31 protein-coding genes are annotated in these 25,540 nt (G+C 61.9%); 16 read left to right on the top strand and 15 right to left on the bottom strand.

Going from position 1 to position 25,540, the window contains the following annotated elements; all coding sequences use genetic code 11:
- Positions 1 to 4 precede the first annotated feature (4 nt).
- The 3 genes from RhoBH5_RS16700 to RhoBH5_RS16690 are packed head-to-tail and all read right to left on the bottom strand — an operon-like array spanning position 5 to position 2,791.
- Positions 5 to 352, bottom strand: coding sequence for a plastocyanin/azurin family copper-binding protein (locus RhoBH5_RS16700; RefSeq protein ID WP_270008543.1), 348 nt, complete (start codon positions 350 to 352; stop codon positions 5 to 7).
- Between the two features lie 10 nt (positions 353 to 362).
- Positions 363 to 1,910 carry a multicopper oxidase family protein gene (locus RhoBH5_RS16695; protein ID WP_270008542.1) on the bottom strand — a complete coding sequence of 516 codons (1,548 nt, stop codon included), beginning with the start codon at positions 1,908 to 1,910 and terminating at the stop codon, positions 363 to 365.
- A complete protein-coding gene (locus RhoBH5_RS16690) occupies positions 1,907 to 2,791 on the bottom strand; it encodes an ABC transporter substrate-binding protein (RefSeq protein WP_270008541.1) in 885 nt (294 codons plus the stop codon). Before RhoBH5_RS16690 ends, RhoBH5_RS16695 begins: the two co-directional genes overlap by 4 nt.
- A gap of 284 nt (positions 2,792 to 3,075) precedes the next feature.
- On the opposite strand from RhoBH5_RS16690, the gene RhoBH5_RS16685 reads away from it, so the two are divergent.
- Positions 3,076 to 3,807 (top strand): TetR/AcrR family transcriptional regulator, encoded by a 732-nt coding sequence (locus RhoBH5_RS16685; RefSeq protein WP_030536498.1) that lies wholly within the window; start codon positions 3,076 to 3,078, stop codon positions 3,805 to 3,807.
- A gap of 62 nt (positions 3,808 to 3,869) precedes the next feature.
- Here RhoBH5_RS16685 and RhoBH5_RS16680 read toward each other — a convergent pair whose 3' ends face one another.
- A complete protein-coding gene (locus RhoBH5_RS16680; protein ID WP_003940397.1) occupies positions 3,870 to 5,033 on the bottom strand; it encodes an alpha/beta hydrolase family protein in 1,164 nt (387 codons plus the stop codon).
- Between the two features lie 174 nt (positions 5,034 to 5,207).
- Here RhoBH5_RS16680 and RhoBH5_RS16675 point away from each other — a divergent pair, with 174 nt between their 5' ends.
- Complete coding sequence (locus RhoBH5_RS16675; RefSeq protein ID WP_064687801.1) at positions 5,208 to 5,648, top strand: VOC family protein; 441 nt, start codon at positions 5,208 to 5,210, stop codon at positions 5,646 to 5,648.
- A 21-nt stretch (positions 5,649 to 5,669) separates the two neighbouring features.
- Here RhoBH5_RS16675 and RhoBH5_RS16670 read toward each other — a convergent pair whose 3' ends face one another.
- The gene (locus RhoBH5_RS16670; RefSeq protein ID WP_003940389.1) at positions 5,670 to 6,269 is read right to left on the bottom strand and encodes a TetR/AcrR family transcriptional regulator; all 600 of its coding nucleotides are present in this window, start codon (positions 6,267 to 6,269) and stop codon (positions 5,670 to 5,672) included.
- A 58-nt stretch (positions 6,270 to 6,327) separates the two neighbouring features.
- Positions 6,328 to 7,761: an FUSC family protein gene (locus RhoBH5_RS16665; RefSeq protein ID WP_270008540.1), complete on the bottom strand. Its 1,434-nt coding sequence runs from the start codon at positions 7,759 to 7,761 to the stop codon at positions 6,328 to 6,330.
- Between the two features lie 58 nt (positions 7,762 to 7,819).
- Between RhoBH5_RS16665 and RhoBH5_RS16660 the strand changes: the two genes are divergently transcribed.
- Entirely contained in the window at positions 7,820 to 8,335 is a 516-nt protein-coding gene (locus RhoBH5_RS16660; RefSeq protein ID WP_003940222.1) for a MarR family winged helix-turn-helix transcriptional regulator, read from the top strand.
- Position 8,336: 1 nt separating this feature from the next.
- Here RhoBH5_RS16660 and RhoBH5_RS16655 read toward each other — a convergent pair whose 3' ends face one another.
- Positions 8,337 to 8,741: a PaaI family thioesterase gene (locus RhoBH5_RS16655; RefSeq protein ID WP_003940256.1), complete on the bottom strand. Its 405-nt coding sequence runs from the start codon at positions 8,739 to 8,741 to the stop codon at positions 8,337 to 8,339.
- Between the two features lie 117 nt (positions 8,742 to 8,858).
- Between RhoBH5_RS16655 and RhoBH5_RS16650 the strand changes: the two genes are divergently transcribed.
- Positions 8,859 to 9,302, top strand: a complete 444-nt coding sequence (locus tag RhoBH5_RS16650; protein WP_042447121.1) for a winged helix-turn-helix transcriptional regulator — start codon at positions 8,859 to 8,861, stop codon at positions 9,300 to 9,302.
- Positions 9,303 to 9,304: 2 nt separating this feature from the next.
- Here the strand turns inward: RhoBH5_RS16650 and RhoBH5_RS16645 are convergent, their stop codons facing one another.
- From RhoBH5_RS16645 to RhoBH5_RS16630, 4 genes are all read right to left on the bottom strand, one after another.
- Positions 9,305 to 9,760 (bottom strand): PPOX class F420-dependent oxidoreductase, encoded by a 456-nt coding sequence (locus RhoBH5_RS16645; protein WP_030536493.1) that lies wholly within the window; start codon positions 9,758 to 9,760, stop codon positions 9,305 to 9,307.
- Between the two features lie 33 nt (positions 9,761 to 9,793).
- Positions 9,794 to 10,303 carry a hypothetical protein gene (locus RhoBH5_RS16640; RefSeq protein ID WP_270008539.1) on the bottom strand — a complete coding sequence of 170 codons (510 nt, stop codon included), beginning with the start codon at positions 10,301 to 10,303 and terminating at the stop codon, positions 9,794 to 9,796.
- 70 nt (positions 10,304 to 10,373) lie between these two features.
- A complete protein-coding gene (locus RhoBH5_RS16635) occupies positions 10,374 to 11,189 on the bottom strand; it encodes a DUF72 domain-containing protein (RefSeq protein ID WP_058226655.1) in 816 nt (271 codons plus the stop codon).
- 44 nt (positions 11,190 to 11,233) lie between these two features.
- A complete protein-coding gene (locus RhoBH5_RS16630) occupies positions 11,234 to 11,416 on the bottom strand; it encodes a hypothetical protein (RefSeq protein ID WP_007729726.1) in 183 nt (60 codons plus the stop codon).
- Between the two features lie 81 nt (positions 11,417 to 11,497).
- Here RhoBH5_RS16630 and RhoBH5_RS16625 point away from each other — a divergent pair, with 81 nt between their 5' ends.
- The 5 genes from RhoBH5_RS16625 to RhoBH5_RS16605 all read left to right on the top strand — a co-directional run bounded on the left by RhoBH5_RS16625 (position 11,498) and on the right by RhoBH5_RS16605 (position 15,324).
- Entirely contained in the window at positions 11,498 to 11,818 is a 321-nt protein-coding gene (locus RhoBH5_RS16625; RefSeq protein ID WP_007729728.1) for a GYD domain-containing protein, read from the top strand.
- Between the two features lie 44 nt (positions 11,819 to 11,862).
- Positions 11,863 to 12,711 carry an LLM class F420-dependent oxidoreductase gene (locus tag RhoBH5_RS16620; RefSeq protein WP_270008538.1) on the top strand — a complete coding sequence of 283 codons (849 nt, stop codon included), beginning with the start codon at positions 11,863 to 11,865 and terminating at the stop codon, positions 12,709 to 12,711.
- A 75-nt stretch (positions 12,712 to 12,786) separates the two neighbouring features.
- Positions 12,787 to 13,536 (top strand): SDR family oxidoreductase, encoded by a 750-nt coding sequence (locus RhoBH5_RS16615; protein WP_270008537.1) that lies wholly within the window; start codon positions 12,787 to 12,789, stop codon positions 13,534 to 13,536.
- A gap of 62 nt (positions 13,537 to 13,598) precedes the next feature.
- Entirely contained in the window at positions 13,599 to 14,063 is a 465-nt protein-coding gene (locus RhoBH5_RS16610; RefSeq protein WP_039973110.1) for an RrF2 family transcriptional regulator, read from the top strand.
- A 118-nt stretch (positions 14,064 to 14,181) separates the two neighbouring features.
- Positions 14,182 to 15,324, top strand: a complete 1,143-nt coding sequence (locus RhoBH5_RS16605; RefSeq protein ID WP_007729732.1) for a GGDEF domain-containing protein — start codon at positions 14,182 to 14,184, stop codon at positions 15,322 to 15,324.
- A gap of 27 nt (positions 15,325 to 15,351) precedes the next feature.
- Here RhoBH5_RS16605 and RhoBH5_RS16600 read toward each other — a convergent pair whose 3' ends face one another.
- The gene (locus RhoBH5_RS16600) at positions 15,352 to 16,236 is read right to left on the bottom strand and encodes a helix-turn-helix transcriptional regulator (RefSeq protein ID WP_228401403.1); all 885 of its coding nucleotides are present in this window, start codon (positions 16,234 to 16,236) and stop codon (positions 15,352 to 15,354) included.
- A gap of 167 nt (positions 16,237 to 16,403) precedes the next feature.
- Between RhoBH5_RS16600 and RhoBH5_RS16595 the strand changes: the two genes are divergently transcribed.
- From RhoBH5_RS16595 to RhoBH5_RS16580, 4 genes are read left to right on the top strand one after another with little or no spacing between them, the layout of a single operon-like run.
- Entirely contained in the window at positions 16,404 to 17,441 is a 1,038-nt protein-coding gene (locus RhoBH5_RS16595; protein ID WP_030536486.1) for a zinc-dependent alcohol dehydrogenase family protein, read from the top strand.
- A 42-nt stretch (positions 17,442 to 17,483) separates the two neighbouring features.
- Complete coding sequence (locus tag RhoBH5_RS16590) at positions 17,484 to 18,956, top strand: MFS transporter (protein WP_042447232.1); 1,473 nt, start codon at positions 17,484 to 17,486, stop codon at positions 18,954 to 18,956.
- A complete protein-coding gene (locus RhoBH5_RS16585) occupies positions 18,931 to 19,317 on the top strand; it encodes a DUF2255 family protein (RefSeq protein WP_007729735.1) in 387 nt (128 codons plus the stop codon). The genes RhoBH5_RS16590 and RhoBH5_RS16585 overlap by 26 nt, the downstream gene beginning before the upstream one ends.
- Before the next feature lie 29 nt (positions 19,318 to 19,346).
- Positions 19,347 to 19,760: a (R)-mandelonitrile lyase gene (locus RhoBH5_RS16580; RefSeq protein WP_007729736.1), complete on the top strand. Its 414-nt coding sequence runs from the start codon at positions 19,347 to 19,349 to the stop codon at positions 19,758 to 19,760.
- A 13-nt stretch (positions 19,761 to 19,773) separates the two neighbouring features.
- On the opposite strand, the gene lexA is transcribed toward RhoBH5_RS16580, so the two are convergent.
- On the bottom strand, positions 19,774 to 20,463 hold the full coding sequence (gene lexA, locus RhoBH5_RS16575) for a transcriptional repressor LexA (protein WP_228402303.1): 690 nt from the start codon (positions 20,461 to 20,463) through the stop codon (positions 19,774 to 19,776).
- A gap of 77 nt (positions 20,464 to 20,540) precedes the next feature.
- Here lexA and RhoBH5_RS16570 point away from each other — a divergent pair, with 77 nt between their 5' ends.
- Positions 20,541 to 21,011 carry a hypothetical protein gene (locus RhoBH5_RS16570; protein ID WP_054781331.1) on the top strand — a complete coding sequence of 157 codons (471 nt, stop codon included), beginning with the start codon at positions 20,541 to 20,543 and terminating at the stop codon, positions 21,009 to 21,011.
- 82 nt (positions 21,012 to 21,093) lie between these two features.
- Here the strand turns inward: RhoBH5_RS16570 and RhoBH5_RS16565 are convergent, their stop codons facing one another.
- Positions 21,094 to 22,593, bottom strand: a complete 1,500-nt coding sequence (locus tag RhoBH5_RS16565) for a flavin-containing monooxygenase (RefSeq protein ID WP_003940522.1) — start codon at positions 22,591 to 22,593, stop codon at positions 21,094 to 21,096.
- Between the two features lie 517 nt (positions 22,594 to 23,110).
- Between RhoBH5_RS16565 and RhoBH5_RS16560 the strand changes: the two genes are divergently transcribed.
- Positions 23,111 to 23,770: a LuxR C-terminal-related transcriptional regulator gene (locus RhoBH5_RS16560; protein ID WP_003939969.1), complete on the top strand. Its 660-nt coding sequence runs from the start codon at positions 23,111 to 23,113 to the stop codon at positions 23,768 to 23,770.
- A 168-nt stretch (positions 23,771 to 23,938) separates the two neighbouring features.
- Positions 23,939 to 24,826, top strand: a complete 888-nt coding sequence (locus RhoBH5_RS16555; protein ID WP_099697097.1) for a ScbA/BarX family gamma-butyrolactone biosynthesis protein — start codon at positions 23,939 to 23,941, stop codon at positions 24,824 to 24,826.
- 38 nt (positions 24,827 to 24,864) lie between these two features.
- On the opposite strand, the gene RhoBH5_RS16550 is transcribed toward RhoBH5_RS16555, so the two are convergent.
- Positions 24,865 to 25,509 (bottom strand): ScbR family autoregulator-binding transcription factor, encoded by a 645-nt coding sequence (locus tag RhoBH5_RS16550; RefSeq protein ID WP_003940238.1) that lies wholly within the window; start codon positions 25,507 to 25,509, stop codon positions 24,865 to 24,867.
- Positions 25,510 to 25,540: the final 31 nt, after the last annotated feature.

The raw sequence follows: 25,540 nt of genomic DNA, 5'->3' as shown, positions 1-25,540 counted from the left end.
GCACTCATTCTTCGACGATGATCGTGCCGGTCATGTTCGGATGTGGTGTGCACGTGTAGGTGAACGTTCCGGCTTTGTCGAAGGTCTGACTGTAGGTTCCGCTTCCTTGGAGATCGCTCTTGATCCCCAACTCGGCGAACACGACATCGTGCGGCATTCCCTGGTCCTCGAAAATCCACGTGACGGTCTGTCCTGTGTGCACGGTGACGGAGTTCGGTGTGTACGCAAGGTTTTTCACCGAGATCTCGACCGGCGCTTGCTCGGTAGATCCCGTCGAATCGTTGCCGCACGACGTCTGTGTGAATACCGCTGCAACAGCGATCAATGTGGTCGATCCGGTGCGAAATGACATTCTGCTCTCCTCATCGAACGTAGTGGAGGTCGGCAGTCATCCCGGCCTCGAAGTGGTACGCGTTGTGACAGTGAAACATCCACCGTCCTGGATTGTCGGCGTCGAAGTCGATCGCCATTTGTGTACGCGGAAGTACGATCACGGTGTCTCGGCGAAGCCCGCCGTAGGAGGGAACCGAGAAGGTGTGCCCATGGGTGTGCATCGGGTGCCACATGTCGGTGTCGTTGTTCATGACGATTCGTATTCGCTCGCCCTGCTTCATTCTCAACCGACCTGCATCGGCGCCCGCCATTCCCCAGAGGTATCGATCGCCGGCCTGAATGAGATCCACCGAATACGCACGATCCGGTGCCCTCTGCTCCAGTGCTCCTGACGGGCGAAGCTCCGATTCCAGAACGAGCCGACCGCCGGAACCTGACAGCACTGCAGGCGAAGTCAGGTCGACGACCGCTACCGAATCCGGCGTCCGAAGCAGGCACGCGACGCCACCTGACTTCCCTTCCACCTTCGCGGCGATGGGCCACGAGCCGGACTGCACCGTCACCAATACGTCGTATCGCTGCGCGGGTGCGATCAGAATCTCGTCTCCGGCTGTGCAGGCAACGTCCTGCCCGTCAGCACTGACAACGGTCATCTCGTGCCCGGCGACCGAGAAACGGTACGGAGTCTCCGCCCCGGCATTGATCACCCGCAATCGAAGCCGAGTTCCGGCCGTCGCACTGACGACGAAGGGATCTTCCACAGGCCGTCCGTTGATCAGGTGCAGTGGATACGTGATGTGCGTTGCCATTCCACCGAGCGCCTCGGAATTGCCGTGACCGCTGGCGAGAAGTTCTGCGGCAGAATCAATCTCTGCATCATCGACTTCCGGTGGAGTGCCGCCGTGCCCGTGGTGTCCTCCCTGCACGTCCGGTGACAATGCGCGAAGCACTGCATCCGGGGTTGTTCCCAGCCCGTCGAGCCAGTCGTCGATCACGATGACGACGTCCTCGTCGGCTCCGGTCCGGTCGTTCGGGTCCTCGACCACGAGTGCACCGAATAACCCTCGATCGGCCTGCAATCCTGAATGGGAGTGGTACCAATATGTTCCGTGATCCGGGGCCACGAAGTCGTAGGTGAACTCGGCACCTGGTTGGATTCGTTCCTGGGTGACCGGCGGGACGCCGTCCATGTCGTTGCGGATCGCAATGCCGTGCCAGTGCACCGAGGTCTCCGTCGGAAGGTCGTTCTGCAAAAGAACGTTGAGCCGGTCTCCCTTGGAGATTCGAAGCTCCGGGCCAACTGCTTCCGCACCGTACGACCATGTGTCGACCTCTCTGGCGCCCAGACTCACCCGAGCCGGTGCAGCTGTCAGATTCCGTTCGACTGTGCGCCCGCTATGAAATCTCGCCTGTTCGGCAGCACGAACTTCGTCGTCGAACGGTGAAATCTCAGAAGTGGTTTCGTTCGCCGAGCCACGGCTGCACGCACTCAGTGCCACAGAACCCAAAGCCGCAGAGCCGAGCGTCACCGCTCCCCATCGCAGAGCCAGGCGCCGACTCAACGCACTCGAACTCATGCCGTCAGCGCCGTGAATTCCTGATAGCGCTTCGCGGCAACAGCTTCGGTTCCGGTGCCGGTCAGATTGCCGGCAGCCATGGCATCCATGTCCTCGATCATCCAGAAGGTGGCGAAGGGATGAGTGGCGAGCCACATGTCTCCGTTGACCTTGGCCACTCGGTTCTCCTGCACCGCTGAAAGACTCGAGAACCCGGGAACACCGGCAACCTTGCCGAACTCGTACACGCCCTCGTCGAACACGGCCACGATCCGAGCATCCTGCGCCGGGATCGCCTCGTCGGACAGGGGCGCATACGGCAGTCCTCCAGCGGCATTCGATCGCTGGGATTCCGGACGCCCGGAGCCGCTCTCCGCCAACAACAAGGACGGCGGCGCCTGCTCGGTGGTGGTGGCAAGGATTCCAGAACTGCTCATCAGCACCGACACGGTGTTCGCTTCACCACCGGACCGAGCAGAGACGTCAGCGATCTTGCCCTCCAAGGCGACAGTCAGCTTGTCGGCAACCGACTGACGATCAAAAGCGCGTCCGAAGAAGGCAAGATTCTCACGCCACGGAGTGGTGACGGCCGGGACCGGCACTGTGGGGACGGTCGATGCGAGGGAGTCGTAGTAGCTCCGATCGCCCATCGACGTGAAGATGACCAGTCCGGGGTCCTGGGCGAGGACCTGCTCGATCGGGGGTGCACCGAGCGGCGGCACCGTGACCACCTCGGTACCAGCTGACGCCAAGATGTCCTGGCCGATCTCCGATCCCCACGACGTGAAGACCACATCAGGGGTGATGCCGACGGCAAGGAGACCGAGTGCGGCGTATTCGTCGAGGGAAACAATTCGCCCGAGGTCGCCCGGAACCGACGTCTCACCGAATTCGTGGGACACAACACGCGTTCCCTCGGCAGGTTCCGTCGTCGGTCCCGCCTCACTCGAGCTACAGGCGGCCGCAGTCAGGGCAACGACACTGACCAGCAGCGAAGCTCCCAGCCTCGATAGGTAACCGGGTCGCGTTTTCAACTTCATAATGTCCTTCAGCTTCGAAAAATCGGGGGATCGATACAAATCGGAGCACTGCTCGGATTTGGCAAGTAAACCTCACCTAAGTTCATCCGTCAATCGGTTGCGTCGACTACGCGACGCGATCCGACGCCACTAAGCTCGGTCGGACCATGACTGCGCCATCACCTGACAAGAAGTCCGCCGCGAAATCACAGCGCCGCCGGAGTTACAACACCGGGATCACTGCGGACGCGGTGCTGACCGTGGCGTTCGGGCTCAGTCGCGAGCACGGAGTCGAGGGCTGGTCGCTGCGGCAGCTGCTCGGCGAACTCGATACGTCGTTCTCCGTCGTCTATCGACTCGTCGGAGATCGGGACGCACTCTCGGCTGCGGTGGTCGACAGTGCGGTGTCGGCCGTGAACGTGCCATCCGCACAAGAGGATTGGCGTCAATGGCTGACGCATCTGCTCTTGCAGATGCGAGAGGCCTTGATCGAGTGTCCAGGCGCGGCACAGTGGCTGCTGATGAACGGAGTTGCCACCCAGCGCAGCCGGGAACTCATGGAGGCCGGATTGGCATCGCTGATCGACGCCGGGTTCGGGGAAGAAGCCGCTCAGGCTTACACCGTCGCCTTCACCTCGACAATCACACTGATCGCCATGAACGACGCCAGGCGCATTCCCAGCGGACAGCCTTCACCCGATCACAGCGCGATGCTGGAACGACTGAGTAACGACGGACCCTCAGATCCTCGTTCATCGATGGAGACACTGATCGGGAAGTTCGCCGGTCCACCGGATGCTGCGGAAGCAACACGGGCAGAACACTATCGCTACACACTCGACCGTGTCCTCGACGGCCTCGAGGCGCGGCTGAACGCAATCAAGGAGTCACAGAAATGACCGAGGGTCGCTGTCGCAGTTGTGCGACAGCGACCCTCGGATGAGTTGGATTCTCGATATGTCTAACGGAACAGGTTCGCGACGAACGGAATCGTGTCAGCCTGTGATTCGACCAAAGCGCCGCTGTGATCGGTGTTGTAGGTCTTGAACGTGACCGGTTCACCGTTGGCGACCAACGCTGCAACCAGCGAAAGTGCAGACGGTGCAGGGACATCCACGTCGAGCAAGCCCTGGCCGATGAAGATGGGGCGATCGTATCCACTGGTCGGTACACCCATGTAATCGTTCAGCAGACCCTGGAAGTTCGGGATCTGACTGAGCGGGCGGGAGAAGATGTCACCGAGGACCAGATCCTTGGATGCCTCGTCCAGGTCTGCGGCGCAGAGCTTTTCGGCCGAGTCGACCTTTTCCCTTCCCAAGTCGTTCAGGTAGGAATTCAAGTCGATCTCGGGGTGCGCTTCCCGCAAGCCCGCGAGGATGTAGAGCGCGTACGACGTCAATCCGCCGCCGAGGGCGATGGGAGGGAAGCCCGGACCGGCAGGCAGGAGGGTCAACTCGATGTTGGCCGGCACTCCGGTACCCACCCCGCCGCGATAGTCGAGAGAATCCCCACCGTATTCGGTGGCGTAGCGCGCCGTCGTGATGGCCGCACCGCCGCCCTGCGACTGCCCGACCACTGCCCACCTATTCGAGATGGTGGGGTCGATCACCCGAGCAGCCTTGACCGAGTCGACGACGCTGTGCGCCTCCACCTTTCCGTCGAGATACGGCATCAGCCCCGGTGTTCCCAGACCGACGTAGTCGGTGGCGACTACGGCGTAGCCCTCGGAGAGCCAACGCCCCAGGTAGGGGTAGTCGCGCTCGGGCAGGCCAGGACCGACCAGCGAAGGGGCACAGGAATCGTCGAGTCCCGTGGTGCCGTGCGCCCACGCAATGACGGGCCAACCACCTTCCGGTGCCGGACCGGCCGGGACGTAGTACGCGCCACTGCTCAGCGCAGGCCCGCCGTTGGAACCGATGGTCCAGTACGTGAATCGCTTGGCGTCGGCGGTACCCGGAATCCACAGATCTTTCGGTAGCGGCTCACTCGACACCACAGTGCCGGTGGCTTGCGACGCGCTCGGTGCCTGTGCGGACGCGATGGGCGCAGCAACGGCGGAGCCGATCGTTGCAGCACAGAGGGCTGCGATGGATATGCGGGCAAACGACTTCGACTGGAATTTCACGTCTGACGACTCCGGTTCGTGCGGTGGGCGACCTCGTTGGACGTTATCGTAGATTTTGTTTAACCGATCGGTCAAGCAAAATCTTGCAGCTTCGTGAAACGTATATGTCGAGATTCACGCCCTAACTCCGACCTAGCATCGAACCGCACGAAAAAACAGTAGGAGGATGTGTCCATGGCACACGTACAGCGTTTCGACCACATCGGCATCACCGTCACGGACCTCGAATCAGCGACGGCATTCTTCGTCGGTCTGGGTCTCGAGGTGGAGGGCACCGGATCCGTGGAGGGTGAGTTCGTGGAAACCGTCTGCGGTATCCCTGGAGCCAAGTGCGAAATCGCCATGCTGCGCCCGCCGGGCGAAGGATCACGGCTCGAGCTCTCGTCCTTCGTCACGCCCGAGCACGTACCCGGATCGCCTGCTCCGATGGCCAACGAGATCGGGATACGCAACGTGTCTTTCGAGGTGGGCGATCTCCAGGCTGCGGTCGACGCGGTGGCTGCGGACGGTTACGGACTCATCGGCGGGATCGGCGAGTACGAGAACAGCGTGCGCATGGCCTACGTCCGGGGGCCTGAAGGGATCATCGTGTCCCTGTTCGAGCAGATCGCCTGAAGCGTCACGGCATTCGGAGCGTCAGATCGCCTTCCAGGAGCTGGCCAGAGCGCCCATCGCAGCCGCGAATTCGGCGAACGCCGCGTCGATTCTGACGCGGTCACCGGTGGTCACCAGATCGAGCGTCAACCCGCGAATCTGCGCCAACACGATCGTCGCGTAGCGATCAGCGCGATCGGGTGGACATCCGTGCGCGAGCGCAGCTTCCGCCAAACCACCCAACCAGTCCCCCACCACATGGTCGAGAAACTCGCGATACCGCTCCGGATGCAACAACGCCTGTCCGTAGATCTCGAACATCAAGCGAAAGTTCGGCAACGATTCCGCTGATGTGCGCCCATTCCAGTAACTCGTCAACATCTCGACGATGTCGGTCCCGGAAGAGATGTCGAGAGAAGAGCTGTCTCGCAGGGTGGCAACCACTTCAGTGAGCAGTTGTTCCTTCGAACCGAAATGATGGATGAGTGTCGCATGACTGATCCCCAGATCCTTGGCCAATGGCCGCATGGACAGTTCACCGACGCCGTTCGCCGTGACGTACGCGGTTACCTGCTCGAGCAATTCGGCACGGCGATGCTGGTAACGCAGTTTCCGGCCGTCGATCGGCGTGCTGTCCTCCACCTGCAGGAGCCTACGCAGTACCGGAAACACGGCAGAACCGGAAACACGGCAGAACCGGTTACACGGTGACGTGGTGGCGATCCGATCGACTGATCGTCACAGCGGCGACGACAACACCGATCACCACGCCGATGAGAGTGTCCGCGACGCGAGCCACTGCCGCTTCGGTCCCGATCGGAGCACTGAAACCGATGAGGAGCAGTGCCATCGGGGTGACGGCCAGTGATGTCAGTGCATAGTTCTTGATCACGAGCAACTCAGCAGCAGTCTGCAGAATCACGACCACGGCAACCGCTTGCCAGTAGCCGAGCGTCAATGCGATGAGAGCAGCAGCGACGACGGCGCCACCGACATTTCCCACCAACCGCTGAATCCCACGCTGGACGGTCTGCTTGTAGTTCAGCCCCTGCATCGCGGCGATGGCACCCATCGACGCCCAGAGCGGATGCTCCAACCCGGCTCCCGCCGCGAGCCAACCGGCCAGAGCCGACGCTGCCACGATGCGGAGAGCATTCATCCGCACCGGGCGCGAATACAGCCGATTCAATCCTTCGAGAAAATAGCCTTCGGGCGCGGCCAGGTTCTTTGCCGGTGCGAGATCGTGTTCGATCATGCTGGATCGCTTGAGCTTCCGAAGCTCCTTCTCGTGCCGAGCAATGCTGCGAATCAGGGTGGCGTCGCCGTGCAACTGCCACTCCTGAACTGCCGCTTCTGCTTCGTCGAGCACCGCCACCAGTTCGCGTCCGTGATCGACGGTCGACTTGATCCGGCCACTCGACGCAATAACCAAGCGGGCGTTGGCAATCGATCCGAGCGCCGGTTCCACTCCGTCTGCGCCGGACTGTTCGAGACGCCCCACCGCAGAAACTGCACGGGCAACTGCCAGGCGGGCAGGTCCCATCGGCAGTACGAGCGCTGGGAGCATCGCGGCCGCCCAACCGACCAGAACTCCGAGCGCACCGGCAGTGACCACCCGCGCCAAATCATCAACGCTGGAGGCATATCCGGCTGCACCGGTCGCCGCGAAGACGAGGATGACGGGCCCTGGCCCGGTGATCCGGAAGCCCGACATGAAGCAGTACGACGCACCCGCAAGCAAAGAGAGGATGCCGATCTGCAACCACATCGGAACGCCCGCGACACCCATGGCGCCGCCGAAGGCAATCGAAACCACCAGTGCAGCACCCACCATTGCCAGCTTGCCGGCCAACCGTGGATACGGCTCGTACCTGCCGAACGCGGCGCACAGCGCGCCCAAGGCCGCGAAGCCAGCCAATTCCCGATGCCCGAGCAGTCCGCCGACCACGAGGACTACGGCGGTGGCGAGCCCGACCCTGATCGCGGGGGCGATGGTCGCGTCGGCAGATCCGACGCGAAAAGCCGCTCGCCACGTCGCCCCGGAGACGGTATGTGCAATGGCTTCACTCGAATGAGTGAGACGGCTGGGCGTCCTGGCTGCGGTTTCGGTTCGGCTCACCCAATCAGCATACATTTATTTCACTAGTAAATTACTTGTGAAGTAATGTGAATTCTGTCGCTAAGATAGGGACATGGGCGCGGCGAACAGATCCGAAGACGACTTCATCGACAAAGTCCGTCGCGAATGGAAGCGCGCCTACCCCGAGTTCGACACTGCTCCCGTCGAGGTGATGGGCCGGATCGCCCGCATCAACGCGCAGTCTCTTCACCAGCTCGACCGCGCACTGGCGTCCAGCGGGGTCTCTCGCGCCGAATTCGACGTGATGAGCGCACTCGCTCGCAGTGACCGTCCCCTGCGGGCGAGCGAGGTCACCGCCGTCACGATGGTCAGCGGCGCCGCCACCACAAAACACGCAGACCGCCTGGCCAAGCTGGGCTTTGTCGAGCGTCAACGTTTCGAACACGACGGGCGGGTGGTTCTGCTTCAACTCACCGATGCCGGTCGCGCATTGGTCGAGGCAGAGTTTCCCCGACGCGTCGAGCGCGACCGTCAAGTACTCACCGGACTCGACGAGGACGAACGTGCCCAACTGACGGCACTGCTCAAACGCATCTCACTCAACATCGACTCGGGGATCTGGGACTGACCTACTTCGGCAGCGGTACGTTCTGCAAACGCACCTGACCGCGCGCCACCTCTTTGCCCGATTCCGGATCGGTGATGACCACCGACCACAACTGCTGAACCCGGCCCTGCTGTATCGGCACAGCCACGACGTCCACGCGCCCACCCGTACGCGCCCGCAGGAAATCCGTTCCGTTGTGCACTCCGACGGCAAATTCGCCACGGTCCGCCACTGCAGTGCTGGCCCCGATGCTCGCGGCGGACTCGACGGCGGTCGTGTAGACACCGCCGTGGACTACGCCCCACGGCGTGTGATGCTCCTCGGACAGATCGATGTGCCCGACAACCTTCGTGCCGGACACCTCGTCCAGTTGCAATCCGGCAGCGCTGACAAATCCGCTTGCTGCCTCGAGATTCAATTCCGTCATGACGACCCCTCATCTGCTCCGTTGGATTTCTCGACCTACCTTCCGCCCTCGAATACATGCCGTCAAGTGCTAAGTTGGAATTCCCAACTAACATTTCCAACTAACAGGGGCCCAGAGATGACGGCGACAAAAGGACGCAACTGCTCCATCGCCAACGCCTTGGAGGTCGTCGGCGAGAAGTGGTCACTGTTGGTGCTCAGAGAAATCGCCCTCGGGCAACGACGGTTCGACGAGATCGCCGCGGGCACGGGTGCGAGCCGCGACATCCTCGCCGCGCGTCTGCGCACCCTTGTCGACGCCGACGTCCTCACGAAGCGACGCTACGAAGACCATCCACCGCGCTACGAATACGTCGCCACCGAATCAGGGAAGGCGCTCTATCCCATTCTGATGGCGCTCATGGAATGGGGGGACGCCTTTGCGACGACGGGTCCACCGCCGACCGTCGTCGAACACCGTTGCGGTGAGATCCTGCACGCCCAAGTTGTGTGCGCGCACTGCAAAGAGCCGCTGGCCGCCAAAGACGCGCATGTAGTCGAACTCTCGCCGCCTGCTCGATAGCGTCAGCGTCCGGGCGGAAACCCGCCTGTTGCGATCGGACCCCAGGAGTCGACGGTGACGCGGATCAGGCTCTTACCCTGCTTGCGCATGGCTTCGCGGTACTCGTCCCAGTCGGGATGATCACCGGCGATGGATCGGTAGTAGTCGACCAACGGTTCCACCGAGTCCGGGAGGTCAATCAACTCCGCGGTTCCGTTCACCTGGACGTACGGGCCGTTCCACTCGTCGGAGTGGATACACAGAGACACCGCCGGGGTGCGGCGGACATTCGCGGCCTTGGCCCGTTCCGGGTACGTGGAGATGACGATCCGACCCTCGTCGTCGACCCCGCACGTCACCGGAGAGATCTGCAACTCGCCGGATTTCTTCACCGTGACGAACGTGGCCCGATGGCGCGGCCTGACGAATTCGAGGAGCTCGGCAAACGACACACGATCTGCGCTGGCGATCTTGGACATGACCTCAGCCTAATTCGATTTACGAACTGACGCTCAGGGCATCTCGATGGTCTGAGCACGTGCGATTTCGCCGATTGCACGAATGATGTACGCGCTCTGAGCTTTCTTCACTCCGGTCGACAAACTCCCGATGACCAGAACCGCCGAACGCAGGTACGCGCCGTGCCCGATACGGAACGAATCGTCTTCCAGATCCGAGATCCCGAGCGCCCCGGTGTAGACCGCAGCGAGCGCCTGCACGTCCAGATCCGGCAGCCACACGATCGTGGACTTGGCGCAGGCGGTGAGCGCATCCTGCACGTCCTCGCTGGACAAGCCGTCCGGATGCGTGTCCTCGAGCAATTCGCGCACGATCGCCGCGTGAACCGAGCTGACCTGCTCGAAAGAGAGCCCGCGCAGTTCCTCGACAGCCACGAGTAGTCCGTCACGATTTGCCGCCCGCACCGCGGCGAGTGCGTCGGCCGTGGCATCGGCGATGTCACGGGCGACCTTCGGCCAATGCGTCGGCCAGCTCTGTTCTGGCGTCCACTGTTCTGGCGTCATCGTGGTATCTCCTCGGTCCTCGTGTTCATGCGGAAGCCTTCCACATCCCACCGACAGGCCAGGCGATCCGTCAGCGCAGCCGCTCCAACAAGGACATTGCGTTGTGCGGCGCAAAGCCTTTCATGTCGTTGTCGAAGTAGACGTACACGTCGAGGCCCTCGTCCATCCAATCCCGAAAGCGCTTGGACCACTTGTCCAGAGCTTCGTCGGTGTACCCACTCGCATACAGTTCCTTGTCCCCGTGCATCCGCACATAGACAAAATCGGTAGTAGGAGTGGTGATGCGGGGATACCTGCCGGCTGTGTCTGCGACGACAAAACCGATGGAGTGCTCGCGCATCAGGTCCACGGCTTCGTCGGTCTCGAAGCTGGCGTGCCGCGCTTCCACCGCGTAGCGAATCGGCACGTCCCTCTCGGTCTGGGCGAACACTCGGTCTTCGGTGAGTTTGTCGTCGTGCTGTGCTGCCAGATCGGCTGCAGCCTGAGTGGTACGGGGAAGACCGTCGAAGAAGTCGGCCAATCGCTGCGATTCGAACTGCAGCGTCGGAGGTAGTTGCCACAGAATCGGCCCGAGCTTGGGGCCGAGGGCGAGTGTTCCGGCGGCAAAGAAGTTGGCGAGTCCGTCACGGGCGTCGAGCAGCCGTTTCATGTGTGTGATGTACCGGCCGCCCTTGATCGCGAACACAAAATCTTCGGGAGTTTCGCTGCGCCATTTGGTGTAGCTTTCCGGCTTCTGCAGCGCGTAGAACGAGCCGTTGATCTCGATCGACGTCAATCTCTCTGCGGCATAAGACAATTCTTTGCGGTGAGCAAGACCTTTCGGATAGAAATCTCCGCGCCACGCGGGATACGTCCACCCGGAGATACCTACCCGAATATCTGCCATCGATTCAGACTAAGCGGCACTCGAGCGTTTTGGCACTCCGTGTTTCAAACTCCGGCGCTGAGCGCGACGGATACCGGTACGACGGTCAGGCACACCACCGCACCGACGAACAACGCGATCACGAGGCGACGGTCCCACTTTCCGCGTGCACCACTGGCAGCGAGCATGAAGATCACAAAACCTACACACACGGACACGATAGTCACGATCACCGGAGTTCCAACCATGCCGTGATTGTCCCCTACCCATTGCCACCGAGCGCCCTACGGGTACACGATCGAAGTACCCATCCCGAGCTAGGAGTGGAAATGCCGAAATACCTCTGGCAAGTGACGTACTCACCCTCCGGCGCCGCCGGTCTACAGCAGGAGGGAGGCACTGCGCGGCGCGACGCGATAACGCGAATGGTCGAAAGCATCGGTGGCACTGTCGAATCCTGCCACTTCGCACTGGGCGGTCACGACATGTTCGTGATCGGCAACCTGCCGGACGACGTCGCGGCAGCCGCATTGAGCATTCGCACGGCTGCGGCAGGTGCAGCACGCTCGGAGTCGATCACACTGCTCACGCCGGAGCAGATCGACGAGGCAGTCAAGCGACCGACCGACTACCGCGCGCCGGGCAAATGACGACGGAAGGAATAGATCCCGGCAGCAGCCGAGTTGCACCCGCTGTGACGGAGACTACGAAAACACCTGACCTGGGCACCTACGGAATCTGGCGAGGAGCGGCTGGTTTGCCGCCCGAGCTGGGAACTGCGATCGAGAAACTCGGTTTCGGCACCATCTGGATCGGCGGCTCCCCACGCGCCGATCTACGGATCGCCGAGAAACTTCTCGACGCGACCGAGCACATCACCGTGGCAACCGGAATCGTCAACATCTGGTCCTCACCTGCGGCTGAGGTGGCGGAGTCCTATCACCGACTCGAAGCCGCGCACCCGGGTCGATTCCTGCTCGGCGTAGGCGTCGGACATCCGGAGGCGACCGGCGACTACACCAAGCCGTACGCCTCACTCGTGTCGTATCTCGACGAACTCGACGCGGCCCAGGTCCCGGAATCGCGGCGCGTCCTCGCCGCACTGGGGCCGAAGGTGTTGAAACTGTCCGCCGCTCGCGCCGCCGGCGCGCATCCGTACCTGACCACCCCCGAACACACGGCCGAAGCTCGCGAAATCCTCGGCCCTTCGAAGGTCCTGGCCCCCGAGCACAAGGTTGTCCTGGAAACCGATCCGGAGAAGGCCAGAGCAATCGGTCGCCCCGCCGTCGCCAACCCGTATCTGTATCTGCGCAACTACACGAGCAATCTCGAGCGCCTCGGTTTTGCGCCCGAAGAGTTGGCCAACGAGGGGAACGATCGCGTCATCGACGCCCTGGTTGCGCGGGGTACCGCGAAGTCCATCGCGGATCGACTTCGGGAGCATGTCGCGGCGGGTGCCGATCACGTTGCGATCCAAGCACTTCCCGCCGAAGGTGATCCGATCGCGACCTACGAAGCACTGGCCGCCGAACTCTTCGACTGACCGGGCAACCCTTGACTTGGATAAGTAGTGTCCGAGTATACTTGGACACTACTTATCCGAGTAAAGGAGAAAAACATGAAGATCGTCATTTTCGGAAGCGGACTCATCGGAAGCCAGGTCGCCGCCAAGCTCGCTGACGCCGGGCGCGACGTGAAGGCGCTCGGTCGCGGCGACGGGATCGACATCACCACCGGCGCAGGTATCGCCGAGGCAGTCGAGGGTGCCGACGTCGTCGTGGATCTGACCAATTCCCCTTCGTGGTCGGACGACGACGTCTTGGCCTTCTTCCGCGACGGAACCGGCCACATCCTCGCCGCGGAAGAGAAGGCAGGCGTCGGGCACCACGTCATACTGTCCATCGTGGGTGCCGATCGACTGCCCGATTCCGGGTACATGCGAGCCAAGGTCGCCCAGGAAGACCTGGTCAAAGCGGGCCCGACCCCCTACACGATCGTCCGATCGACCCAATTCTTCGAGTTCGTCGCCGGAATCGCCGACGCGGGAACCACCGACGGCGCCGTCCACGCAACGCCGGGACATCTGCAACCCATCGCGTCTCGAGACGTCGTGTCCCACGTCGCCGAGGTAGTGACCGGCGCGCCGCAAAACGGCACGGTCGAGATTGCCGGACCCGAACCGCTGGGCATCGACGAACTGGTCCGGCGCTTGTTCCTCGTCACCGGCGACAAGCGTTCGGTTATCTCCGATCCCGAAGCCGGCTACTTCGGCGCGAAACTCGACAACTCGGCACTGACCCCGACGCCCGGTGCAGATGCATGGATCGCGCCGACAACATACGACGCGTGGCTTGCCGTGAAGGCCTGACGTCGACAACTCGAGCGACGTCCGGCCTGCACCGCTTTCCGCGGCGTCGATAGAGTCCAATCATGAAGCTTTCCGGAGGCGTGGAGTGGTCACTCCACTGCTGCGTGGTTCTGAGCCAGTCCGAGGGGCCGGTACCCACAGCCAGACTCGCCGAACTTCACGGGGTGTCGAAGACATACCTGGCGAAGCATCTGCGAGCGCTCGCGCACGCCGGTCTGGTCAATCCGACCGAGGGCCGAGACGGCGGGTACGTTCTCACCCGGGCTCCCGAGAAGATCACCGTTCTCGACGTCGTACAGGCCGTTGACGGCACCGAACCTGCGTTCCGGTGCACGGAGATTCGACAGCAAGGAATCCTCGCCGCCCCACCGGAACAGTGCCGTTCCGCCTGCGGAATCGCCAAGGTCATGGCCGACGCCGAAAAAGCCTGGCGCGCATCACTGTCGGGGGTCACTATTGCAGATCTTGCTGCAACCCTGGACCTTCCGGCACTCAGAAAGATCCTGACCACACCGATCACACCCTAGAGCAGCCCACACCCCACGAGACGGCAATCCATCGTTCAACTATCGGGTACCTTGTTCGGGGATCAAATCTTGACGAAGAATCTTCCGGGAATTTTCGCAAGATCTCGGAGGGGGTTTCATGGGAGTCAGTGGCGCTGCGGGGTTGGGGCAGAACATTCGTCAAACAACTGGACTGTTGAGTCGCTGGTGGTCTCTTGCATACGACGGCGAATGGTTCCCGAGGTTCCTGGCTGCTCGATCGATGTTGGGGACAGCCAGGGTGGTCGTCACCTTTTGGTGTGCTGTGTTCGTGGCACTCGCCGTACTGGCTCAATTCGTGAAGGGTGGCGCAACCGAGCTCCCTGAACGGCTCGCGGCGGGCGCAGCATGCATGATCGCGCTCTACTGCATGATTCGCTGGTCACTCGGACGGTCTTGGCCGAGTCACCATCAATCCGTTCGTTTCGTTTCGCTCACCAATATCTGCTTGTCCTTGATACTTCTCGCCGGAATCCATTCGAGCTTCCTGGCATTGACCGGCACCGTCCTATTCGTGGTCGTCGCGAACTATTCGTCGGTATTCCACAGCCCTCGAATAGTCACCGCACAGATCACCGGCGCGCTGTTCGTCGTTGCGCTACTGACAATTCGAGCTGTAACCGATCCGGATACCGACTCTTCGCTGTCGGTGTCCACTGGATTCGTCATCGGGTGTGTTATCGCTTCAGCTTCGATGACCGTGCATTTCCTCGTCCTGTATTTGACCGACGACGCACGACACTCTTGGCGTGATCCACTCACCGCTGCCCTGAATCGACGTGGGCTGCACAATGTCTGGCAACAGTTGTTCGGTGTCGGCGAACTCCAAGGACACGTAGTCCTTGCGGTGGTGATCGATGTCGATTCGTTCAAGAGCGTCAACGACAAACTGGGTCACGCGGAAGGCGATCGGATGCTGGTGACAGTCGGCCGGCGCCTGAACTCGGTGGTCGGAGAGGTCGGGCTGGTGGCGCGGACTGGCGGCGACGAGTTCGTGATTCTCATGCCCGTGGAGCCACGTCGCATCGAACAAACCGTGGTGGACATTCACAATTCGATATCGCGGCCCGCCGGCCGGCAGTCGATTTCCGTGAGCGTCGGAGCCAGCGTGTGGCTGTCCTCGACAATCCCGGACGCTTCGGGAACCATCGATCGGATTCTTGCCGATGCCGACAACGCGATGTATCGGGCGAAACGACGAGGTGGAGACCAGGTAGCTTGGGCAGTAACGCATCTGAGCTGAATCGACACGATTACCTGTCGATCGAATTCAGAGCGCCGCTTCGCTGTCGTTCGCCGGATCCAGCTGATCCTGGGTTGCCGCCCAACTCGCCAAGAGTTTGAGTGCGTCAGCCGTGGGCGTCCCCGGCGCCGCGGTGTAGACCAGCAGTGTCAGCCCGGGATTGGACGGCAGTTCCATCGCCTCGAAGTTCAGCTCCAGGTCGCCGACGACGGGGTGACGAACCTTCTTGAATCCCGTCCGATGAAAGCGCACATTGTGTTTCGCCCACCGGGTGCGGAATACCTCACTGCGAGTGGCAAGTTCACCGATGAGCTCGGTCAGCGCCCTGTCGTGGGGATTGCGCCCCGCTTCCGAGCGGAGCATCGCGGCGATGTCGTCTGCCGCGCGCTCCCAATCCACGAAGAAGTCCTGCGATGCCGGGTCCAGGTACACGAACCGGGCGTTGTTCGCCGGCCTACGTGGATCGGCCAACACCGGCGAATACAACGCGCGCGCCATACGATTGGCCGCCAGCATGTCGTGCCTGGCATTACGTACCCACGCCGGCGCGTCGGTGATGGCGTCGAGTATCTGCTGAATCGCCGGGCTCATGCCCTTGGGGGCGGGCCGCTTTCTACTCGGTGCGCCTGCACTGGCGGCCTTCGCAAGGTCATACAAATGGGCAGTTTCGGCTTCGTCGAGTTGCAGTGCTCGGGAAAGGCTTTCGAGCACCGAGTCCGACGCTCCCGCCAGATTTCCGCGTTCCATGCGCACGTAGTAGTCGATGCTCACACCGGCGAGCAGAGCGACTTCCTCACGGCGCAACCCCTTGACGCGACGGTTCCCGCCGTAGGCCGGCAGCCCTGCCTGCTCGGGTGTGATGCGAGCACGACGGGAGCTGAGGAATTCGCGGATCTCGGCTCGGTTGTCCATGCAGTTCACGTTACTCGAGCGGAGAAGACCGAGGGAGGTACTGCCGTTACCTGGAACAACAGACACTCCCGCGCCCGCGAGGCGCGGCGTTGACTGATTGCAGTCGACCGGTCCACGCCGAAACGTCGACTTCGAAGCACGCGACACCAGAAGCAAGAGGGGACACCATGCGAGCAACCATCATGTACGGCGCCGGAGACGTTCGAGTCGAGACCGTGCCCGATCCGGCACTGCAGCAGCCGACGGACGCGATCGTGCGGGTCGTCAGGGCGTGCGTTTGCGGCTCTGACCTGCACCCTTACCACAACATGCCGGCCACGCCCGGTGGTTCCCCGATGGGCCACGAATTTGTCGGAGTGGTCGAAGAGACCGGTCGCGAGGTGTCCACGTTGAAGAAGGGCGACTTCGTCATCGCCCCCTTCGCCTGGTCCGACGGGACGTGCGACTTCTGCCGCGAAGGCTTGCAGACGTCTTGCCGACACGGTGGATTCTGGGCCGGAAACGGGATCGGAGGCGGTCAGGCAGAGGCCATCCGAGTGCCGTTGGCAGACGGCACCCTGGTCAAGGCGCCGGTCGGTGAGGATTCCGAACTCCTACCGTCACTGCTCACACTCTCCGACGTCTTCGGCACCGGCTATCACGCGGCGGTCAAGGGTGGCGTCAACCAACGCACGACGGTCACGGTCATCGGCGATGGAGCCGTGGGGCTGATGGCAGTGCTCTCCGCCAAACGCCTCGGCGCCGAGCGCATCATCCTCATGGGGCGCCACAAGACCCGCACGGATCTCGGTCTCGAGTTCGGAGCCACCGACGTGGTTGCCGAACGTGGAGATGAGGGCATCGAGAAAGTCCGCGAACTGACCGGAGGCGACGGCACTCATGTCGTCCTCGAAGCGGTAGGTCACATGCCTGCCTACGAGCAGTCGCTCGGAGTTGTCCGACCGGGCGGCGTCATCAGCCGAGTCGGGGTACCCCAATACGAAGAAGCTCCAATCGGATTCGGGACACTCTTCGGACCCAACATCACACTCACCGGTGGACCGGCCCCGGTGCGCGCGTACATCGAAGAGCTGATGCCGGATGTGCTCGATGGAAAGATCGAGCCGGGCAAGGTCTTCGACCACACCGTCGGACTCGACGACGTAGCGGAAGGCTACCGAGCCATGGACTCCCGTGAATCGTTGAAGGTCCTCGTCCGCCCGTAGTCCACCACTTGCGAAAGTCCACCACTTGCGAAGAAGATGCGCGTGACCCACATTGCCACCCGTCCTGTTGCCGGTCGCATCAATCCCACCGCGATCCTGGCGATCATTCTGATCAGCTATTTCATGATCCTGCTCGACAATTCGATCATCTTCACCGGGCTACCCAGCATCCAAAGCAGCATGGGTTACTCGGCAACCGGGCTGTCCTGGGTCCAGGACGCCTACACCCTGGTGTTCGGCGGGCTTCTCCTGCTGGGTGCTCGTCTCGGGGACATCTTCGGCCGTCGTCGCGTATTCGTGGCCGGTCTCGCGATTTTCGCGATTGCGTCGTTTCTCGTCGGGGTCGCGCCGAACGGTTGGTGGCTCATCGCAGCGCGCGCTCTCCAAGGCGTCGGAGCAGCAGTGGTCGCCCCGGCGTCGCTGTCACTGCTGACCGCCAGTTTCCCGCCCGGCCCGGAGCGAACGCGCGCTGTTGCCTGGTACGGCGCTGCTGCGGGAATAGGCGCCAGCCTCGGACTCGTGATCGGCGGCGCCCTTGCCGACTGGGTGTCTTGGCGCGCAGGCTTTTTCATCAACGTTCCGATCGGTATCGCGATGATCGCTCTCGCTCCCCGGTTCATTCCGGAAACCGAGCCCAACTCCGGACGTTTCGATGTGGCCGGCGCTGTTCTCGCCACACTCGGGATGACCGCGCTCGTCTTCGGCACCGTCAACTCGGCCGAAGCGGGGTGGACCTCACCGATCACCGTTGCGACACTGGCGGCCGGGGCGATACTACTGACCTTGCTCTTCCTCAACGAAGCGAGAGCGGAGCAGCCGATCATGCCACTGAGGTTGTTCCGTAGCCGGGAGCGATCCGGGGCGTACGCCGCCCGAATGCTCTATCTGGGTGCCATGATCGGATTCTTCTACTTCACGACTCAGCTACTCCAAGGCGTCATGGGCTTCAGCGCGTTCCAAGCAGGCATCGCCTTCTTCCCGATGACGATCGTCAATTTTGCTGTGGCGATGCTTATTCCGCGACTGACACCGCGATTCGGAAATTCCGCAATTCTGTCGGTTGGCATTGCCGTCACCCTAGCCGGGATGGCGTGGCTCAGTCTGGTCCATCCCGGCAGCACGTACCTCACTGCGATAGCACTTCCGATGATCTTGATCGGCGCCGGACAGGGGTTGGCTTTCGCCCCACTGACTTCTGCCGGCATCTCCGGGGTACAGGCCGAAGATGCCGGTGCCGCATCAGGATTGGTCAACACTGCACATCAACTGGGCAGTGCTCTCGGACTCGGCATCCTCGTCGCAGTCTCCGCGGGCGCCGGATCCTCTGCCGACGACGCTACAACGGCACTCACCGATCACGTATCAACGGCTCTCACCGCAGGCACCGCCCTGCTCGCCGCTTGTCTCGTCATCGTCCTCGCACTGATCGTCCCGGCTACGAGAACGCGAAGTACCGCAAAGCAATTCGACCAGGAGAAAGGAAGCCGAGATGTCGCACTCGTGGACCGAGGCTGAACTGACCAAGATCGGCGACGCCGAGGAGTTGCAGGTCTCCTCGTACCGCCGAGACGGAACCGCAAGGCCGTACGTCACGATTTGGGTTGTCCGTACCGACAACCAACTGTACGTTCGCTCGGCCTACGGAACCGACAACCCGTGGTTCGTCCGAGCAACGGCAAGTGGAACGGGCCGAATCCGAGCAGGAGGAATCGAGCGGGACGTGGCGTTCGAGTCCGCCGCACCGGATGCCCACTCGTCGATCGACTCCGCCTATCACACCAAGTACGACCGCTACGGCCCGCAGATCGTCGGCTCCGTCACCGGCCGCGCCGCCGCACCCAACACCATTCGACTTGTTCCGCTGACGCAGAACTGAACCGCCCCTTTCGATTCCGAGGAGACCTCATGGAAATCTTGAAGCCCCAGCCCACCAGCAAAGCACCCAGCGACTGGTTCACCGGCGACGTCTGGTGGGACGTCATCTACGCCGGCCAGGAGCCGTCGAGGATGCGCGCCAACATGGTTCGCTTTGCACCGTGCGCGCGAACCGACTGGCACTCCCATGCAGTCGGACAGACCCTCCACATCGTCTCCGGTACCGCGCTGGTTCAAGCTCGCGGCGGCGAGATCGTCGAAGTCCACCCGGGTGAGACCGTCTACACCCCAGCGGGAGAGGAACACTGGCACGGTGCGGCACCCGACCGTTTCATGAGCCACCTCGCACTGTGGGAAGGACCCGGCGACGGAGGCACCGAAACTACATGGGGCGACAAAGTCACCGATGAGGAATACGGCGGTCCCCGCGCCAAACGTCGTTGAGACCGGACACCTCTCAGATACGGCGCATCACGGAAACAACTTTGCCCAGGATGACCGCGCGATCGCCGTCGATGACGCTGTATGCGGGATTGCGAGGCTCGAGGTACACGTGACCGTCGCGACGCCGGAGCACCTTCACCGTGGCCTCGCCGTCGATCATCGCGGCGACGATCTCACCGGAATGAGCTTCGTCCTGGCGGCGCACCACGACGACGTCACCGTCACAGATCGCTGCGTCGACCATCGACTCACCACGCACCCGAAGTCCGAACACCGTGCCGGAGCCGACGAGCTCGCGAGGAAGCGCAAGCACCTCGTCGGCGTGCTCCTCCGCGAGGATCGGCGCGCCGGCCGCGATGTCACCGACGACCGGAACCGTCACCGTATTCGACGACGACTGTTCCTTCGCGCCTACGAGGAACGGCCGCACGTCCAACTGCCGAGCCATGGCCGCTCCCCTACGGAGGAAGCCCTTATCTTCGAGACTCTTGAGGTGCTTGGACACCGTCGACGTCGAGCGCAGACCAACCGCGTCTCCGATCTGCCGTGTGCTCGGCGTGCACCCGTTGGCAGCCACGAGATCCCGGATGGTCATCAGAATCTGCTGCTGGCGGAGCGGCAGGGAGGAGGCGTCGAGGCCACCGAACATGTCGAGATCGTCGTAATCGGTCACGATGAGAATCGTAGTGAGGGGTCCCGACATCCAGGCCAGGCAGTCGGAGTCTGCCAGAAACGGCACAGGCAGTTTGTTTCCCGAGCGGCGCATGGCACGCTGAGCTGATGGAGCCTCTCGAACCGATGCGCCCGGTCAGTGTTCCCGCCGACACCCATAAGTCGACGCCGATCTGGAAGTCGGCACCGGTCACTTTGGGAACGGTGGGTGTGTTTGCCTACGCATTGATGTCCGCGAGAACCGGCGTCGTCGAAGTTGCACTTGGCGCGGCGATCGCGATCGCCGGCGCCGCCCTCTACTGCATGTCAGTGATGCGCACGATCAGAGAAAACTCGTGCAGCCGCGTACCTCTGCTCGGAACCCCACCCGTCTCGCCCCGTGACGTCGACCTGCTCGCCGGGGCCGGGATGCCCTTGATCATGGGCGGATCGTTGCTGGCCATACGAGCAGCGGGATGGACCTGGCCATATCTCTATCTCGGACTGCTCGCCGTGATCATGGTCGCTACCTATGTTCTTCCCGTGGTGGTGCACAACCGACGATTACGGAAGCGAACTCACCGATCGCAAACCCCGTGACGCGGGTACGTCGACGCAACATCTCCAGCACATTCTCCGACGTCCCCACTGGTACGACCGGTCCATCCCCCGGTGGAGCCGACTATGCGCTGGCGACCTTGCTATCAGGCACGACAGCAATATCGACCTTGCTGAACTGCAGCACACCGTCTTCGATCTCGGCGTCGTGCATCAGCTTGCGGTCGCGGTAGTAATTGTTGACCACTTTCCACGCGCCGCGGGCACCCTGACGCGGCATTTCTCCGTCGCCGCGCTGGATGTAGCCCGAGGTCAGGGCTCCGCCCATGAGAGATTCTTCCGCGAAGTCCTCAGGTTCGGCGTGAACCTCGAAAGTCGTGTAGTCGCGCTTACGCATGATCTTGAGTACGCGACACAGATAGGACGCGGCCAGGTCGGCCTTGAGCGTCCAGGATGCGTTGGTGTAGCCGAGGATCATCAGGAAGTTCGGAATGTCGGAGTAGAGCACGCTCTTGTAGGCGACCGTCTCGTTGAGCTTGACGGGCTCGCCGTCGATGCTCATGGTCGCCCCGCCCAGGATCTGTACGTTCAAGCCGGTCGCCGTGACGATGACGTCGGCCTCGATTTCGCGGCCCGACTCGGTCACGATGCCCTTCTCGGTGAACGTGGCGATACGGTCGGTGACGATGTCGGCCTTGCCGCTCTTGAGCACCTTGAACAGGTCCCCGTTGGGAACCACGCACAGGCGCTGATCCCACGGGTTGTAGTTGGGGGTGAAGTGACGCAGGTCCACGTTCTTGCCGAGTTGCAAGCGGATCTGGGTGAGGAACAGCTTCTTCGCCAGCTTCGGATTGGTGCGTGAGAGCTGAAAGCTGGCGCGTTGCAGTGCGATATTGCGGGCTCGACCGATCTTGTAAGCGATCTGGTCGGGAACGCGCGCAAGCTTGAGACCCTTGGCAACAGGGTCCTCGGACGGCAGCGCCTGGATCCACGTGGGCGAGCGCTGCAGCATGGTGACGTGACCGGCGGTGGGGGCCATCGACGGGATCAGGGTGATCGCGGTGGCACCGGAACCGATGACCACTACCTTCTTTCCGGTGTAATCGAGATCCTCCGGCCAGTGCTGCGGGTGCACGATCTGACCACGGAAGTCGTCCTCACCGGGGAAGGCGGGGCGGTATCCCTTGTCGTAGTTGTAGTAACCACAGGCGCCGACGAGGACGTTCGCGGTCCACGTCTCGGTCTCCCCCGTCGCCTCGACCAGGACGGTCACGGACCACTGAGCAGTCGCGCGATCGAAGTCCATTGCCACGACCTTGCGGCCGAAGTTGATGTGGTCGGTGACGCCGTATTCCTTGGCGGTTTCCTCGACATAGTCACGGATACTGGCGCCGTCTGCGAGCACTTTGGTTCCGATCCACGGACGGAAACCGAATCCGAAGGTGAGCATGTCGGAATCCGATCGGATGCCGGGATACTTGAACAGGTCCCAGGTGCCACCGATGTTCTCGCGGCGTTCGAGGATCGCGTAAGTACTTCCGGTCTGCTCACGAATGAGGTGGCAAGCCGCGCCGATTCCGGACAAGCCAGCGCCGATGATCAGTACGTCGACATGCTGTGTCATGAGGAAACTCGTTTCGTCGGTCGTCGCGAAGCTACTTCTGGCGTCGGCAGTGACCGAGAACGATCGGCCGGTTCAGGCCGGGTTCCCTAAGGTCAGCGCCAATGAACAGGGTATGTGCAACTGACGGTAACAGTCAATATCTCGACCCGGCCGCGTACGGAACATTGAGGCGCGACGCACCGGCCTCGCGGAAACTCGATCGAGACGCCTGAATGCCTCGAGCCATTGGGGAGTCGTTCACGTCGTCGACGGAACGCCTAATGGCTCGTCTACGCGGGATACTCATCGCCCAAATATTCAGCGCCCTAGCATAATTCGAAGGTCCACGATCAGGTGTCGAACGCGCGAGTTTCCATGGGAGGACGGGCAACTGCGATATCGCCGTAACCTTCGTGCGCATCAGCGGAAAGGTCACTGCGATAGCTAACCTGCTGACGAAACCACGCTGAAAGCAACGGTTTTGGTTCCGCAGCGAAGAGAGCGGGCGGAGTGGACCTCCACCGGAGATGTAGTCGCTATGACACTCTCCAGCACAGTCACCCTGTACACCACTCATAGCGATCGAGAGTTCGCCAATGCAATCGCTGCCGGAATCAGCGCCAGGGCTTATTCCGAGCCACAAACCGCAGACATGAGCCTGTTAAGGCATCACACCAGCGATCACGGTAGAGCGCTCGTTCTCCTACCACTCGGGGGCGTCGATTGGCAGGTGAAGGAGCTCTCCGCGCTCGAGGGATCGGTCCTGGTCGGCGATCTCAGTAGCGGCAACTCCATGATTCGGGGGCTCGCAGCGGGCGCCCACGCCGTGCTCAACTCTCAACTGCCATTCGCATCCCTGCTCGATGAGCTGCAGGCCGCGATCAACCCCAACTCCGCTCGGTCTGCACACGACAAGTCCTCGCTCGTACAACGCATCCGGTTGCGCACCGAAGAATTCGCACGAATCAGCAGTCTCACCGATCGCGAGTTCGAGATCGTGGGCCTTCTCTACGGAGGCTCGAATGTCGACTCGATTGCTCGAACCGCCCACATCGCACCGACCACGGTTCGCGCCCACATCCGAAGCATCCTGCAAAAACTGGGGGTGCATTCCCAGCTGGAGGCATGCGCGATGCTCCGCCGCTCTGGTCACGACGCACGCAGACACCCACTGGAACTTCGGATCGGACGCTTCTAGCAGGAAGTGCCCCAGACACACTCGCCGAGATGGGGTGCCGCCCCTGATCGAACTCGACCTTCGAAAAGATCGTCAATTTTGACGATTCGATGACGCGCCCGGACGTCGAATATTAGGTCCTACACGACACCGAAGACACGAGTGAACATCGAAAGGTGCATTCAATCAATGGAATACACACGCACAGTGCCGCGGCATCTCGTCCACAGACATGCTGTTGCCGAGGTTTTCTTGACGGACTACCGGATCGAATCGGACTCGGCGTACCAGGTTGCTGTGCAACTCCCGGTCTCGCACCGGATATTCGACGTATCGAGCGAGCAACACGATCCGCTCGGGGTGGCAGAAGCATTTCGACAGGCAGTGGTGCTTCTGTGCCACACCCGATACGAGATTCCACTGCACTACAAGTTCCTCATGGAAACGTTCAGCTTCGAGATGCTGGACGCGCTCGACGTGCAATCAGTCGCGGAGCCGTTGAGTTTCTCGATGACAGTGGACAACCTCACTCATCGCGACGGAGCGGTTTCGGGGGTCGAAGTATCGGGGATCCTCAGCGAGGGCAACCGGCACGTCGCCAGATGCAACGCTGTTGCGCGAGGAGTCAGCCCCGAGGGATACCGTCGAATTCGGCAAGGACGAGAAGACCACCGCCCGAGCCGACGCATCCTTCCTTCCGGAGCCGCGGTGGTCGGATCGGAGCGAGTCGGACGCCTAACCGATGGAGATGTGCTCATCAGCACTGATCCTGCTCGGCACGCGATGTTCTGCGCTCCCGATCCGCGCAACCACTCCCTTTTCGATCACCCCGTCGACCACATCCCAGGAATGATTCTTTTCGAGGCCGCCCGACAAGCGCTCCGATTTCACATCGGCAACCCAGCAACAAAGATCGCCTCACTCTCGGCGGTCTTTCCGAGGTTCACTGAATGGGAAACGCCGTGCGAGGTGTCAATGATCCCCCTTGACGCGTCGGGCCATGTGCACCGAGTTCGGTTCACTCAAGAACTGGAAACCACCGCGGAACTCGAAATTACAGTTGCGGACCAATCATGAGAGGGAACGAACACGTTCTTCTCGTCGCGTCTTCCACGTCAAGCGCTCGGTGCTTCCCACTCTCTCGGTGCAAGCGCCGCCAGTTGCATGACGTGCGCCAACTTGTCCTCGCGGACGATCGTTGGCAGCACCAGGTTCCACATCTGACTCAACCGCTCGTACAGATCGGTTCTGCCCGTCAGCATTTCCGAGAGAATCTGCACTCCGGTGAACGACCCCACCACAAATCGAGCCAACGCGTCGATATCGGTGCCCGGGACGATATCGCCGGCTTCGGCCGCTTGGGTTGCCACCTGCTTGATAGCCTCGATCCAATCGAGGTACGGCTGTTCGATGGGGCCTTGAATACTGCCGATCTCCATCGTCAACCGCATGCCACCTCGCGCGATGGGCTCGGTCACAAGCTGCCGAGCCATCTCCTGCGAAACGAGCACCAGGGTTTCGACCGCGATGTCGGAGTGCGCAGCAACCCGCCGGGTACCCTCCATCGCCATACCGTGCTGCGCTGCGATGACCGCGTGCGCAAGCTCCTCCTTGGACGCGAAATGAAAATACATCGCCCCCTTCGACACACCCCCGTGCTGCAAGATCGTGCCCAAACTGGCGGAGTACCCGAACTTCTCGAAGCTCTTCGCAGCACCCAAAATGACGGCCTGGCGCGTCAGGACAGCACGCTCCTGCATGATCTACCCAGCTCTCGTTGCCGACGGAATG

This window comes from Rhodococcus sp. BH5, assembly GCF_027583855.1.
GTDB classification, from domain to species: Bacteria; Actinomycetota; Actinomycetes; order Mycobacteriales; family Mycobacteriaceae; genus Rhodococcus_F; species Rhodococcus_F qingshengii.
Note: the sequence above shows the minus strand (reverse complement) of the source record. Positions and strands in the feature narration are given on the sequence as shown.

Bases quoted from the DNA above. Each gene is read 5' to 3' on its own strand.
- RhoBH5_RS16675 (WP_064687801.1), top strand. From the start codon at position 5,208: ATGGCACACGTACAGCGTTTCGACCACATCGGCATCACCGTCACGGAC.
- RhoBH5_RS16655 (WP_003940256.1), bottom strand. From the start codon at position 8,741: ATGACGGAATTGAATCTCGAGGCAGCAAGCGGATTTGTCAGCGCTGCC.
- RhoBH5_RS16615 (WP_270008537.1), top strand. From the start codon at position 12,787: ATGAAGATCGTCATTTTCGGAAGCGGACTCATCGGAAGCCAGGTCGCC.
- RhoBH5_RS16555 (WP_099697097.1), top strand. From the start codon at position 23,939: ATGGAATACACACGCACAGTGCCGCGGCATCTCGTCCACAGACATGCT.
- RhoBH5_RS16640 (WP_270008539.1), bottom strand. From the start codon at position 10,303: ATGACGCCAGAACAGTGGACGCCAGAACAGAGCTGGCCGACGCATTGG.
- RhoBH5_RS16560 (WP_003939969.1), top strand. From the start codon at position 23,111: ATGACACTCTCCAGCACAGTCACCCTGTACACCACTCATAGCGATCGA.
- lexA (WP_228402303.1), bottom strand. From the start codon at position 20,463: ATGTCGGGACCCCTCACTACGATTCTCATCGTGACCGATTACGACGAT.
- RhoBH5_RS16695 (WP_270008542.1), bottom strand. From the start codon at position 1,910: ATGAGTTCGAGTGCGTTGAGTCGGCGCCTGGCTCTGCGATGGGGAGCG.
- RhoBH5_RS16645 (WP_030536493.1), bottom strand. From the start codon at position 9,760: ATGTCCAAGATCGCCAGCGCAGATCGTGTGTCGTTTGCCGAGCTCCTC.
- RhoBH5_RS16600 (WP_228401403.1), bottom strand. From the start codon at position 16,236: ATGGACAACCGAGCCGAGATCCGCGAATTCCTCAGCTCCCGTCGTGCT.
- RhoBH5_RS16650 (WP_042447121.1), top strand. From the start codon at position 8,859: ATGACGGCGACAAAAGGACGCAACTGCTCCATCGCCAACGCCTTGGAG.
- RhoBH5_RS16665 (WP_270008540.1), bottom strand. From the start codon at position 7,761: ATGTATGCTGATTGGGTGAGCCGAACCGAAACCGCAGCCAGGACGCCC.
- RhoBH5_RS16685 (WP_030536498.1), top strand. From the start codon at position 3,076: ATGACTGCGCCATCACCTGACAAGAAGTCCGCCGCGAAATCACAGCGC.
- RhoBH5_RS16660 (WP_003940222.1), top strand. From the start codon at position 7,820: ATGGGCGCGGCGAACAGATCCGAAGACGACTTCATCGACAAAGTCCGT.
- RhoBH5_RS16635 (WP_058226655.1), bottom strand. From the start codon at position 11,189: ATGGCAGATATTCGGGTAGGTATCTCCGGGTGGACGTATCCCGCGTGG.
- RhoBH5_RS16585 (WP_007729735.1), top strand. From the start codon at position 18,931: ATGTCGCACTCGTGGACCGAGGCTGAACTGACCAAGATCGGCGACGCC.
- RhoBH5_RS16630 (WP_007729726.1), bottom strand. From the start codon at position 11,416: ATGGTTGGAACTCCGGTGATCGTGACTATCGTGTCCGTGTGTGTAGGT.
- RhoBH5_RS16595 (WP_030536486.1), top strand. From the start codon at position 16,404: ATGCGAGCAACCATCATGTACGGCGCCGGAGACGTTCGAGTCGAGACC.
- RhoBH5_RS16610 (WP_039973110.1), top strand. From the start codon at position 13,599: ATGAAGCTTTCCGGAGGCGTGGAGTGGTCACTCCACTGCTGCGTGGTT.
- RhoBH5_RS16700 (WP_270008543.1), bottom strand. From the start codon at position 352: ATGTCATTTCGCACCGGATCGACCACATTGATCGCTGTTGCAGCGGTA.
- RhoBH5_RS16565 (WP_003940522.1), bottom strand. From the start codon at position 22,593: ATGACACAGCATGTCGACGTACTGATCATCGGCGCTGGCTTGTCCGGA.
- RhoBH5_RS16550 (WP_003940238.1), bottom strand. From the start codon at position 25,509: ATGCAGGAGCGTGCTGTCCTGACGCGCCAGGCCGTCATTTTGGGTGCT.
- RhoBH5_RS16625 (WP_007729728.1), top strand. From the start codon at position 11,498: ATGCCGAAATACCTCTGGCAAGTGACGTACTCACCCTCCGGCGCCGCC.
- RhoBH5_RS16580 (WP_007729736.1), top strand. From the start codon at position 19,347: ATGGAAATCTTGAAGCCCCAGCCCACCAGCAAAGCACCCAGCGACTGG.
- RhoBH5_RS16605 (WP_007729732.1), top strand. From the start codon at position 14,182: ATGGGAGTCAGTGGCGCTGCGGGGTTGGGGCAGAACATTCGTCAAACA.
- RhoBH5_RS16570 (WP_054781331.1), top strand. From the start codon at position 20,541: ATGGAGCCTCTCGAACCGATGCGCCCGGTCAGTGTTCCCGCCGACACC.